This window comes from Pseudomonas sp. MH10, assembly GCF_034353045.1.
In the GTDB taxonomy this organism is placed as follows: Bacteria; Pseudomonadota; Gammaproteobacteria; order Pseudomonadales; family Pseudomonadaceae; genus Aquipseudomonas.
Map to the genome: position 1 here is coordinate 1,524,935 of NZ_CP133783.1, position 12,123 is coordinate 1,537,057.

The 12,123-nt window shown below is 57.5% G+C and carries 7 protein-coding genes, 4 tRNA genes and 1 pseudogene; 4 read left to right on the plus strand and 8 right to left on the minus strand.

What is annotated here, in order from left to right:
- Window positions 1-7: 7 nt before the first annotated feature.
- Window positions 8-2,842 (plus strand): annotated as a pseudogene (locus RHM59_RS06780) (EAL domain-containing protein); the annotation flags it as partial.
- A 351-nt stretch (window positions 2,843-3,193) separates the two neighbouring features.
- On the opposite strand, the gene RHM59_RS06785 reads toward RHM59_RS06780, so the two are convergent.
- The 8 genes from RHM59_RS06785 to gltX all read right to left on the minus strand — a co-directional run bounded on the left by RHM59_RS06785 (window position 3,194) and on the right by gltX (window position 7,647).
- On the minus strand, window positions 3,194-4,153 hold the full coding sequence (locus tag RHM59_RS06785; protein ID WP_322169161.1) for a tRNA dihydrouridine synthase: 960 nt from the start codon (window positions 4,151-4,153) through the stop codon (window positions 3,194-3,196).
- 73 nt (window positions 4,154-4,226) lie between these two features.
- The gene (locus tag RHM59_RS06790) at window positions 4,227-4,667 is read right to left on the minus strand and encodes a thioesterase family protein (RefSeq protein ID WP_322202931.1); all 441 of its coding nucleotides are present in this window, start codon (window positions 4,665-4,667) and stop codon (window positions 4,227-4,229) included.
- An 82-nt stretch (window positions 4,668-4,749) separates the two neighbouring features.
- The gene (locus tag RHM59_RS06795) at window positions 4,750-5,289 is read right to left on the minus strand and encodes a TetR/AcrR family transcriptional regulator (RefSeq protein WP_322169155.1); all 540 of its coding nucleotides are present in this window, start codon (window positions 5,287-5,289) and stop codon (window positions 4,750-4,752) included.
- A 177-nt stretch (window positions 5,290-5,466) separates the two neighbouring features.
- A tRNA-Glu gene (locus RHM59_RS06800) sits at window positions 5,467-5,542 on the minus strand.
- 79 nt (window positions 5,543-5,621) lie between these two features.
- Window positions 5,622-5,697 (minus strand) — tRNA-Ala (locus tag RHM59_RS06805).
- Between the two features lie 50 nt (window positions 5,698-5,747).
- Window positions 5,748-5,823 (minus strand) — tRNA-Glu (locus RHM59_RS06810).
- Window positions 5,824-5,904: 81 nt separating this feature from the next.
- Window positions 5,905-5,980, minus strand: a tRNA-Ala gene (locus RHM59_RS06815).
- A gap of 185 nt (window positions 5,981-6,165) precedes the next feature.
- Entirely contained in the window at window positions 6,166-7,647 is a 1,482-nt protein-coding gene (gltX, locus tag RHM59_RS06820) for a glutamate--tRNA ligase (protein ID WP_322286255.1), read from the minus strand.
- A gap of 219 nt (window positions 7,648-7,866) precedes the next feature.
- On the opposite strand from gltX, the gene RHM59_RS06825 reads away from it, so the two are divergent.
- The 3 genes from RHM59_RS06825 to RHM59_RS06835 all read left to right on the plus strand — a co-directional run bounded on the left by RHM59_RS06825 (window position 7,867) and on the right by RHM59_RS06835 (window position 12,057).
- A complete protein-coding gene (locus tag RHM59_RS06825) occupies window positions 7,867-8,919 on the plus strand; it encodes an HlyD family secretion protein (RefSeq protein WP_322169149.1) in 1,053 nt (350 codons plus the stop codon).
- A gap of 52 nt (window positions 8,920-8,971) precedes the next feature.
- Window positions 8,972-10,459 (plus strand): MDR family MFS transporter, encoded by a 1,488-nt coding sequence (locus tag RHM59_RS06830; protein WP_322170872.1) that lies wholly within the window; start codon window positions 8,972-8,974, stop codon window positions 10,457-10,459.
- A 119-nt stretch (window positions 10,460-10,578) separates the two neighbouring features.
- Entirely contained in the window at window positions 10,579-12,057 is a 1,479-nt protein-coding gene (locus RHM59_RS06835; protein ID WP_322286256.1) for a methyl-accepting chemotaxis protein, read from the plus strand.
- Window positions 12,058-12,123 lie beyond the last annotated feature (66 nt).

Sequence of the window (12,123 nt, forward strand, 5' to 3'; positions counted from 1 at the left end):
CACTGAACTCAGCGGACCAGAACGACGCTTTGCGACTCTGTATAACCTCAGTCCCAACGTCGTACTCCTGACACGTCTGGACGATGGGTTGATTTGCGAGGCCAATCGCTATTTCGAAAGTTTGCTGGGCTGGCAGATTAAAGCGGTTCTGGGCCGCACGACCGTTGACATCGGCTTGTGGACCGAGCCAGCTCAGCGCTTGCAAATATTGCGGCTGATCGAAGGCGAACCCAAACCTGTCAGCCTTGAAGTTCAGTTCAACGCCAGTAATGGCCGCACCCACGACGGCACGCTCTGCGTACAGAAAATCGACCTGGACGGCTGCGCTTATATTCTCAGTACCTTTCTCGACACCACCGAGCACAAGCGTGCCGAACAGGCGCTCAAGGACAGTCAGGAGCGCCTGGACCTGGCGCTGGATTCTGCACAACTGGGCACCTGGGACTGGCACATCCCCTCAGGCATGCTCTATGGATCGGCACGCTCAGCGGCGTTACACGGCATGCCGGCCGAACCCTTTCATGAATCATTTGATGCATTTTTTGACGGCGTTTCCGGCGAGGACCGGGACAACATGCGCCAAGCGTATCGCAGCTTGCGCGAAGGTCCTGCGGGCAACTACCAAGTCACCTACCGCATCCAACTGGCGGACGGTACCTCCCGTTTTCTCGAAAGCCGCGCCCGCCTGCACCGCGACGCCAAAGGTGAGCCCTTGCGCATGGCGGGCACCTTGCTGGACATCACCGAGCAGGTTGAGCGCGAACAGCGCCTGATCAGCTCCGAAGAAAAGTTTGCCAGCCTGTTTCAAGCCAGCCCCGACCCGGTCTGCGTCACCCAATTCGATACCGGTGAGTTCATCGAGATCAATCCCAGCTTCTCCCACACGTTTGGCTGGAAAGCGGATGAAGTCATCGGCCTGAACGTCAAGGACATCGAGTTTTGGGCCGACCCGCTAAAACGTGTGAAGCGCAACCAGCAAATTGTCCGTGACAAAGGCCTGGATAATTTCGAAGTGCTGTTGCGGCACAAGGACGGCGAACAGCTGACTTGTGTCATTTCCAGTCGCTTGATCGTGGTGGACGAACAGCAGTGCATTGTCACTAGCCTGCGTGATGTCACCCAGCAACGACGGGATGAAGCCGCGCTCAAGGCCAGTGAAGAGAAATTCGCCAAAGCATTTCACTTAAGCCCCGACGCGATCACCATCACCGAGCGTGATTCGGGTCGCTACCTTGAGGTTAATGATGGTTTCTACCGACTCACCGGTTACGACAGCGACTATGTAGTGGGCCGCACCGCGTTCGAAATTGGCATCTGGGCTGACCAGTTGCAGCGCAACCTGATCATCAATGATTTGCAGGAACACGGTCGGGTGCATCACCGGGAAATGCTCGCGCGCAATAAAAAAGGCGAGGTGTTGACGGTTGAAGTGTCAGTGGAACCGATCACGTTGAACGATACCGCGTGCCTGCTGATGACCACCCGCGACGTCAGCCAGTTGAAGAACGCCCAAGCGCAGATTCAGCATCTGGCCTACCACGACCCCCTCACCGACCTGCCCAACCGTGCGTTCTTGATGGAACGTCTAAGTGAACAAATCGAGGTACTCAAACGCCAAAACCTGCGTGGTGCTTTGCTGTTTCTTGACCTTGATCACTTCAAGCACATCAACGACTCCCTCGGTCATCCGGTGGGCGACAGCGTATTGAAGATTGTCACCGCACGGCTGGAGGCCAGTGTGCGCATGGAAGACACCGTTGCGCGCCTGGGCGGTGATGAGTTTGTAGTGCTACTCGGCGGCCTGAAAGGTTCCCGGGCCGAGGTTACTTATCAGGTACGCAAGCTTGCCGACACCTTGCGCGAGTTGCTCGCCCAACCGATGTTTCTCGACGGCCAGCGTCTGCAGGTGACGCCGAGCATCGGCGTGGCACTGATCCCGGACCACGGCGAAACCCCGGCTGACTTGCTCAAACGTGCGGACATTGCGCTGTATCGGGCCAAGGATTCGGGCCGCAACACGACGCAACTGTTCCACAGCACTATGCAAAAAGCCGCCAGCGACCGTCTACGCCTGGAAAACGATCTGCGCCTGGCCTTGGCGCGCGGCGAATTCAGCTTGCATTACCAGCCGCAGGTAGATGCCAGGGACGACCGTATCGTCGGTGCCGAAGCATTACTGCGCTGGCATCATCCGCAAATGGGCGCCATGTCTCCGACGCAATTCATCCGAGTGCTGGAAGACAGCGGGATGATCCTGGAAGTCGGCAGTTGGATTCTCGACGAAGCCTGCAAAGTGGGCGGCGAGTTGTTGCACAAAGCGCTGATCGATTCGAATTTCAGCATGTGCGTCAACATCAGCCCCCGACAGTTTCGCCAGAGTGATTTCGTCGAACGCGTTGAGCGTAGCCTTCGAATCCACCACTTCCCTGCCCGCCTGCTGAAGCTGGAAATCACCGAAGGCATCGTGATCCAGAATGTGGAAGACACTATCGCCAAGATGCGCCGCCTGAAAAAAATGGGCGTCACCTTTGCCATGGACGACTTCGGGACCGGGTATTCGTCCTTGACGTACCTCAAGCGGCTGCCGGTGGATGCGCTGAAGATCGATCAATCCTTCGTCCGCGACGCCACGACCGACCCCAATGACGCCGAAATCATCCGCGCCATCGTCGCCATGGCGCAAAGTTTGAATTTGGTGGTGATTGCCGAAGGCGTGGAAAAACCCGAGCAGTTGCGGTTTCTGGAACAACTGGGCTGTCACTTGTATCAGGGGTATCTATTTAGTGAGCCGCTGCCCCTGGAGGGTTTTGTAGGGTTATTGAGCGTGGATCAAGGGTTGTGAACCGCCAACCTGTGGGAGCAGGCTTGCCTGCGAAGAGGCCGGTAATCGCGATACTGATGTCGACCTGAAACCTGGGTCGCTTGCAATGACGCTTTCGTTGGCAAGCCAACTTCCACAGAGACTTCGCCAGACACGGAACAGTAGGCACTGAATATCTGATCGCAGCCTTCTGCAGCTCCTTGAATCTGTGCAGCGCAAAAAACCGTGGGACCGAATTTATTCGGGAAGGCTTTTCTTCTGACACGCTGCAGCCTCAAGCTAAACAAAGTGCAGCCCAGCTTGTTGCGCGACAGCGCAGCGTCGAAGACGTGGCGGACCCTCCTATAGGGCATATGCCGTTCACCTAAGCGCTCAAGCCGCTTCGCGGTGCCTGAAACCAATCAACTGCCCGATGCGCTGGCAATCGGTTTCGCGGCGCAGGGTATTGAACAGTTCGGTGGCTTCGGGATAGCTTTTGGTCAACAGGGCTAGCCATTGCTTCAAACGGCCGGGCGCTTGAATAGGGGTCATTTTTTCCAGCGCGTGCAGCCAGAACACGTGCACGATGGGCAGCAGTTCTGGCCAGGTCATCTCGACTACTTCTTCGCCCGCTTCGGCCGCTGCGATCTGCCGCGCCAGGTCTGGACGTGCCACCAGCCCGCGGCCGATCATGATGTCTCGGGCGCCACAGATTTCACGGCAGCGTCGCCAGTCTTCAACGGTCCAGATTTCGCCATTGGCAACCACCGGCACGTTAACCACGTCCTGGATGCGAGCGATCCATTCCCAATGCGCAGGCGGTTTATAGCCGTCGACCTTGGTCCGTGCATGCACCACGATTTGCTCGGCACCGCCGTCGGCCAACGCCCGCGCGCAATCCAACGCCCCCTCTGGACTCTCGTAACCGAGGCGCATTTTGGCGGTCACCGGGATGTGCGCAGGCACCGCCCGCCTTACATGCTCGACAATCCGGTGCAGCAACTCAGGCTCTTTGAGCAGGATGGCGCCGCCACGGGAGCGATTGACGGTTTTGGCTGGGCAGCCGAAGTTCAGGTCCATAACCGGCGCACCAAGTTCGCAAGCGAACGCGGCATTCTCGGCCAGGCATACCGGGTCGGAACCGAGCAATTGCAGGCGTAACGGTACGCCAGCGTCGGTTTTCGCGCCCTTGTGCAGCTCAGAAGCGTATTTGTAGAAGTAGTGAGCGGGCATCAAGCGTTCGGACACGCGGATGAACTCGGTCACGCACCAGTCGATGCCGCCGACCTGGGTCAGCACATCGCGCAGGATGTCGTCGACCAAACCCTCCATGGGCGCCAAAGCAATTTGCATGGGTCACACTCGAAAAAAGTCCGGCAGTTTACGGGGCGGTTCCCGGATTGGAAACGTTTATGCGCTGCCGACTTTATGCGGGAGGGTTTATCAGCGCGGGCCCGTAGCCTTCAATGAACTCCGCAGGCATGCGCTTGGGCTTGCCGGTGGACAACTCAATGCAGACAAACGTGGTCTGAGCGCGCAGCAAGGTCACGCCATCGCTGGGACGCTTGAGCTGAAATCGGCGGGTCATTTTCAGGCGCTGGTCTGAGCTGACAATCCAGGTCGCCAGTTGCAGTTCGTCGTCTTCATAGGCGCTGGCCAGGTAATCGATTTCGTGGCGGACCACGGCCATTGCACGGTCGATTCGCCGGTATTCGGCCAGGTCCAGGCCAAGCTGCTGCGAATGCCGCCACGCGCAACGCTCAAGCCAAGTGACGTACACCGCATTATTGGCGTGCCCCAGCCCATCGATATCGTCGGACGTCACTCTCAAGTCGATGACGAATGGCGTAACCAGATCCCAACTCATGCTCGCTCCTTCCTGCTTACCATTGGCGGCAAGTCACTGGCGAGCAGTGTAACGGAAGGTCGGGTCAATGGGCGCGGGACTGTCAGAGGACGGCAGATTTAGCGGCGCGCAGCACCCGATCCGACAGGTCGCCGGGACCCAGCGCGCGGGCCAGCGCCAGACCACCGAGCATCAACGCCAGGTCAGCAAGCGCGGTGTTGGCTTCTTCAGGGCTGGACGACAATTGAGCCGTCATCAGCTCCACGTGCTCAGCCAGGGCTTCGCGGAAGCTGTCAGGCAAACGCGTCAACTCGCCCACAGTGGCCGGTAACGGACAGGCTTGCTCGCTAGCATCTCGGTGTTTGCGCGACAGGTAGAACGCCGCCAGCAACGCTCGACGCTGCTCGCCCGGCAAGTCTGCGCTGATGGCGTCCAGCGCATCACGGCGGCGCGACAGTAACTGGCTAAACACCTCCAGCATCATGGCGTCTTTGCTTTCGAAGTGCGCGTAGAAACCGCCGACGGTCAAGCCTGCTGCGCCCATCACTTCGCTAACGCTAGGTTCGATGGGGCCTCGCATAATCATGGCTGAGCTGGCTGCTTGAAGGATTCGGTCGCGGGTTTGAGCTTTCTTATCGTTCATGTCGCCTCCTGATATTACGCAAAGAATATTATTTGCATAATAATGTTGGCAAGCCGAATTTTTCGCCGCTGGTCGGGCACGGAGAAGCGAAGGCCAAAAGAGGAATAAAAGCGGCACAAAAACAAAAGGGTCATTCAATAATTGAATGACCCTTGGTCCCGTAGAACGGGAAAATCGTGGCGTCCCCTAGGGGACTCGAACCCCTGTTACCGCCGTGAAAGGGCGGTGTCCTAGGCCACTAGACGAAGGGGACGCAAAACCTTCTATACACATGACCAGCCTGAGGCTGGTCGATCCAAGGTTTGTGTGGCCAAACCTCGAACCGTACAAATTGGTGGAGCTAAACGGGATCGAACCGTTGACCTCTTGCATGCCATGCAAGCGCTCTCCCAGCTGAGCTATAGCCCCAAATTTATCGCCTTGCGGCGGAGCAGCTCTTCACAGCTGCTTCTTGAAACTGGCGTCCCCTAGGGGACTCGAACCCCTGTTACCGCCGTGAAAGGGCGGTGTCCTAGGCCACTAGACGAAGGGGACTTAACCTTCTATACAACGTGATCAGGACTGAGCCCTTGATCGATTCAAGGTCGGTGTGGCCAAACCTTGAAGTGTACAAATTGGTGGAGCTAAACGGGATCGAACCGTTGACCTCTTGCATGCCATGCAAGCGCTCTCCCAGCTGAGCTATAGCCCCACGTTGTGGACGGGGCGCATGTTAAGCGCGAGTAACTAACCTGTCAAATTTATTTTCAACAAAAATCAATGGTTTTCGTCGGCATAACAATCACTTACCACTTTACCCCCTGAATCCGGGGACCCGCTGGCCACTGTGCGCCCTCCTCCAGGCGGACACAATGGCCAGCAATTTGACGGACAGTCTTAGACAATGGCCGCCAGCAGCTTTTCCCACTCTTTGTTTTCTTTCTTCGAAACGCCACCCAGCAAGTCTATGGCCTGTCGCAGACGGAAGCGCGTCAAGTCTGGGCCGAGGATTTCCATGGCATCAGTCACTGACACCGAGTTGGCCTGCCCGGTAATCGACGCAAACATCAGCGGCATGGCATCGCGCAGCTTCAACTCCAGGTGTTCAACCACCGATTGAATGCTGGCGGTGATGGCGTCTTTGTTCCACTGGCGCAAGATTTCCAATTTCCACAAAATCAGTTGCATCAGCTGACGGACTTGATCAGGCGACAACTTTTTGTGCTCGAACAACTTGGCGTCCGGCTGAACACCACCGGCGAAGAAGAAACTGGCCAACGGCGCAACTTGGCTAAAGGTTTCAACGCGCCCCTGTACATGGGGTGCGATTTTCATCATGTACTCGGGATTCAGCGCCCAGGTCTGCAGACGGCTGGCAAACTCTTCAACCGGTAACTCACGCAGCCATTGGCCGTTAAGCCACGACAACTTTTCGATGTCAAAAATCGGTCCGCCCAGGGACACACGGGAAAGGTCAAAGTTATCGACCATCTCCTGCAGCGAGAACTTCTCGCGCTCGTCCGGCATCGACCAACCCATACGGCCCAGGTAGTTAAGCATCGCTTCAGGCATGAAACCCATGCGCTCGTAGAACGTTACCGAGGTCGGGTTCTTGCGCTTGGACAACTTGCTCTTGTCCGGGTTACGCAGCAGCGGCATATAGCACAACTGCGGTTGTTCCCAGCCGAAATATTCGTAAAGCAGGATCAATTTAGGTGCTGATGGCAGCCACTCTTCGCCACGTAAAACGTGGGTGATACCCATCAGGTGATCGTCGACCACGTTGGCCAGGAAGTACGTCGGCAAGCCGTCGGTCTTCATCAGCACTTGCATGTCCATGCGGTCCCACGGAATCTCAACGTCGCCGCGCAACATATCTGGCACCACGCAGATGCCTTCGCTCGGCACTTTCATGCGAATGACGTGGGGTTCGCCAGCATCCAGACGACGCTGCACTTCTTCTTTTGAAAGCAACAGTGCGCGACCGTCGTAACGCGGGGTTTCGCCTTTGGCCATTTGCTCGGCGCGCATCTGATCCAGCTCTTCAGCGGTGCAGAAACACGGGAACGCGTAACCCAGCTCTACCAGCTGTTTGGCGTACTGCTGATAGATCTCGCCGCGCTCACTCTGCCGATACGGGCCATGCGGACCGCCCACGTCCGGGCCTTCGCTCCACTCGATACCCAACCAGCGCAGCGCATCGAAAATCTGCTGCTCTGACTCTCGGGTCGAGCGCAGTTGATCGGTGTCTTCAATGCGCAGGATGAATTCGCCGCCATGCTGCTTGGCAAAGCAATAGTTGAACAATGCGATGTAAGCAGTGCCAACGTGGGGGTCGCCGGTGGGCGATGGCGCGATTCGGGTGCGGACGGTGGTCATTGAAAATCTCGAATAGGTCGAACAAGCGGCGAATGTTAACAGGCGCATCCCCACGGCTCCAGCACGGGGCGGCAATCACTCCGCCGTGAAACACTCGACAGGGCATAACGGACTAAATGAATACCGGAACATCAACGCGAGCCATTATTAAGGTGAATGGCTATATGCCAGATATAAACACTGATAAATTCGCTTACATTTCAACTTATTCAGACGCCCATGCCTGCCCAACTTAAACGCCGCCTGTTCGTGTTTTTCACGATTGTTCTGCTGATAGCCCTCGCCTTTTTTGCCCAGTGGTACTTCAGGGGGCGCTTCTATGAAACCACCGACAACGCCTATGTTCAGGGTGAGATAACCCGCATTTCCAGCCAACTGGGCGCCCGGGTCGAAGAGGTCCTGGTTCAGGACAACCAGCACGTCGAGAAAGGCCAATTGTTGATCCGCCTTGACGCAGCCGACTTCCATATGGCCGTGGACCGCGCGCAAGCCATGCTCGCCACGCATGAAGCCGAACGTATTCAAGCGCAAAGCAAACTGACCCAACAAGGCAGCCTGATCGCGTCAGTTGAAGCCCAGGTCGCCGCGAGCCAAGCGACCTTAGGCCGTACGCAGCTCGATTTGAATCGGGCGCAAACCCTGCGCAAATCCGGTTACATCTCAGAAGAGCGGGTGACCACGCTGTCTGCTGATAGCCATATCGCTCGCTCCCAAGTCACCAAAGCTCAGGCCGACGTACAAGGCCAACGTCAGCAAGTGGTCGCTTTGGGTGCTGAAACCAAGCGCCTGGACGCACAAATCTCCAACGCCAAAACCGACTTGGCTCAAGCCGAACTCAATCTGCAACGCAGTGAAATACATGCGCCCCTTAGCGGCATGATCGGTCAACGTGGCGCGCGCAATGGGCAATACGTGCAGGTCGGTGCATATTTGCTGTCCATCGTGCCGGACACTGACATCTGGGTGCAGGCCAACTTCAAGGAAACCCAGATCGGACACATGCAGCCCGGCCAACCCGCCGAGCTGACGTTTGACGCCTATCCCGACACGCCCATCAAAGGCAAGGTCGAAAGCCTGTTCGCTGCTTCCGGCGCGCAATTCAGCCTGCTGCCGCCAGACAACGCTACCGGCAACTTCACCAAAGTCGTACAGCGCATTCCGGTGAAGCTGACCTTCGCCGCCGACAACCCTCTGCACGGCAAAATCCGCCCTGGAATGTCAGTGACGGTTAAAGTCAAAGTCAAAACCGACGGCGCTGACAGTGGCCGGTGATCAACTGATCAGTCCCGTTGGCGAACCGAGCCGACGGGACTGGATCGCGGTCATGAGCGTGATGCTCGGCGCGTTCATGGCGGTGCTGGACATTCAGATCACCAATTCATCGCTCAAGGACATTCAAGGCGCATTGTCGGCGACGCTGGAAGAAGGCTCGTGGATTTCGACTTCTTATCTGGTGGCGGAAATCATCATGATTCCGCTGACCGCCTGGCTGGTGCAACTGCTCTCGGCGCGGCGCTTGGCGGTGTGGGTGTCCTGTGGTTTCTTGGTGGCGTCGATGCTCTGTTCGATGGCTTGGAGCCTGAACAGCATGATCGTGTTTCGTGCGTTGCAAGGCTTCACCGGCGGTGCGTTGATCCCGCTGGCGTTCACCATGACCCTGATCAAACTGCCGGTCCACCACCGCGCCAAGGGCATGGCGCTGTTTGCGATGACGGCGACTTTTGCCCCTTCCATCGGGCCGACGCTGGGTGGCTGGCTGACGGAAAACTATGGCTGGGAATACATTTTCTACATCAACATCCCGCCCGGCTTGCTGATGATTGCCGGCTTGCTCTACGGCCTGGAAAAGAAAGCGTCGCATTGGGAGCTGCTTAAAAGCACTGACTATTTAGGTATCGCCACACTGGCCGTGGGGTTGGGGTGTTTGCAGGTATTTCTCGAAGAAGGCCATCGCGAAGATTGGCTCGAATCCAACCTGATCGTGGGCTTGGGTAGTATTGCGCTGATCAGCCTGCTCACGTTCGTCATCGTGCAACTGTCCAAACCGGCACCGCTGATCAATTTGAGGATTTTGGGCGAACGCAATTTCGGCCTGTCGAGTATTTCCAGCGTCGGCATGGGCGTTGGTCTGTACGGCTCGATTTATTTACTGCCGCTGTACCTCGCGCAAATCCAAGGCTACAACTCGCAGCAGATCGGCGAAGTGATCATGTGGATGGGGATTCCGCAGCTTTTCTTGATCCCGCTGGTGCCGCAACTGATGAAAGTCATGCCGCCGAAACTGCTCTGCGCGGCGGGCTTCGGGCTGTTTGGTTTTGCCAGTTTCGCCTCAGGTGTGCTTAACCTGGACTTCTCCGGCCCGCAATTCAATCACGTGCAACTGATCCGCGCCCTAGGGCAACCGATGATCATGGTCACCATCTCGTTGATCGCCACGGTGTACATCCAACCCAAAGACGCGGGTTCGGCTTCCAGCTTGTTCAACATCCTGCGCAACCTCGGCGGCGCCATCGGTATCGCCTTGCTGTCGACCCTGCTCGATGCGCGAACCAAGGTGTATTTCGATTACTTGCGTGAGGCCATAGTGCCGAGCAACCCGCAAGTCGCCGAGCGGATCGCCCTGTTCACCGACAAGCTGGGCAACGAAACCGCCGCCTTGGGCAAACTCAGTGAAATCGCCCACCAGCAGGCGACGATCATGGCGTACAACGATGCGTTCCATTTCGTCGGCATCGCGCTGGCGGTGAGCATGATTGCGGTGCTGCTGACCAAGGCCTTGCCGGTCGGCGTCAAGGGCGGCGCGGCGCATTGACACAGAGGGCAGGATAAAATCAGCTTGCCTTGATCCATATCAAGAGGTCCACTGAAGATTGGCGGCACAATAATGGCACCTTGCCTTTATCTATTCAGCTAATCAAAAGAAGACCTCTCATGGGCGCCTGGCTTAGCAATGTTTCCCTGAAATACAAATTCTGGGCCGTCAACGCGGTGGCCTTTTTCACCACCCTGACGCTGGTGTTGTACGCCTTGCAGCTTGAGCAGCACGCCCGGGTCAATGCGGCGCAAGACTCAGCACAGGCGCAAGCGCGCTTGCTTGGCAGTTGGCCCGGCACGCAGCCGCTGCCGGCCATCAGTAACCTGTTGAGTTTTGCCCAGGGTCAAGCACCCAGCCTCAATAGCCAGCCACTCACTGAATTGGCTAACGCCAGCGGCTGGGTGGATTTGAGCGCTCAGAACAAAGGCGACGAAACCCTTATCGGAGCCGAGGTCATCGCCCGACCTGATGGGCAACGTGTTGCCGTACTGGCCTTCGCGCCAAGCCTGATACAGGTTCTGTTCGAACGTTTGGCGCAGTACGCCGTCGCGGTGTGCATCCTGACCATCGTGATGCTGGCTGCGTCACAGTTGCTCATCCGCTTTCTGCTGAGCCAACTCGACACCCTCAAGGACGTCATGCTCCACGTCGAGAAAACCGGTGATTTGTCTGCTCGCGTGCCGTTGGTAGGCGACGATGAGGTCGGGCAAATGGCCAAGGCGTTCAATGCCATGCAGGCCGGTTATCAGCGAGTGGTCAATATCGTTGCCAAAACCGCCGCCCGCCTTGATGAAGGTGCGGTCAAGCTGGCGGCGGGCATGAGCGAAGTGCGCCACGGCATGCTCGGTCAACAGAGCGAAACCGACCAAGTCGCAACCGCCATCAATGAAATGACCTCCACCGTCTACCACATCGCCCAGCACGCCGGGTCTACCCGAGATCAGTCGCAAACGGCTGATACCTTGGCAGGAACCGGCAAGGACGTGGTTCAGCGGGTGCAGGTGTCCATCGCCGGACTCTCCAGCGGCGTGCAACAAACCGCTGAAATGATCCGGCAATTGGCCGATGACAGTCAGAAAATCAACGGCGTGGTCAACGTCATTCACAGCATCGCCGAACAAACCAATCTGCTGGCGCTCAACGCGGCCATCGAAGCGGCGCGCGCGGGTGAGATGGGCCGCGGATTTGCCGTGGTCGCGGATGAAGTACGCAACTTGGCGAAACGCGTGCAAAGCTCCACCGATGAAATCACCAAGATGGTCGCAGCACTGCAGGCTGGGACCCGGGACGCCGTGGACTTCATGCAGGAAAGCTCGTTCAAGGCCGATGATTGCGTGCAACACGCCAAAGAAGCCGGCGAAGCGCTGGCAGCGATTACGAATGCAGTGGCCCAAATGCGCGAAAGCAATACCCTGATCGCCGAAGCCGCCCAAGAACAAAGCCAGGTCGCGGAAGAAATGAACCGCGCCGTGGTCAGTATCCGCGACGTCACCGAACAGACCGTGCAGCAAACCGTAGAATCAGCCACCACCAGCGGTGAACTGGCCACACTGGCCGGTGAACTGAGTCGGGCGATTGGTCAGCTTAAGTTGTGATGACGGGCGGTGTACCTGATACACCGCCCGGCCTGGGCCTCTTCGCAGGCAACCCTGCTCCCACAG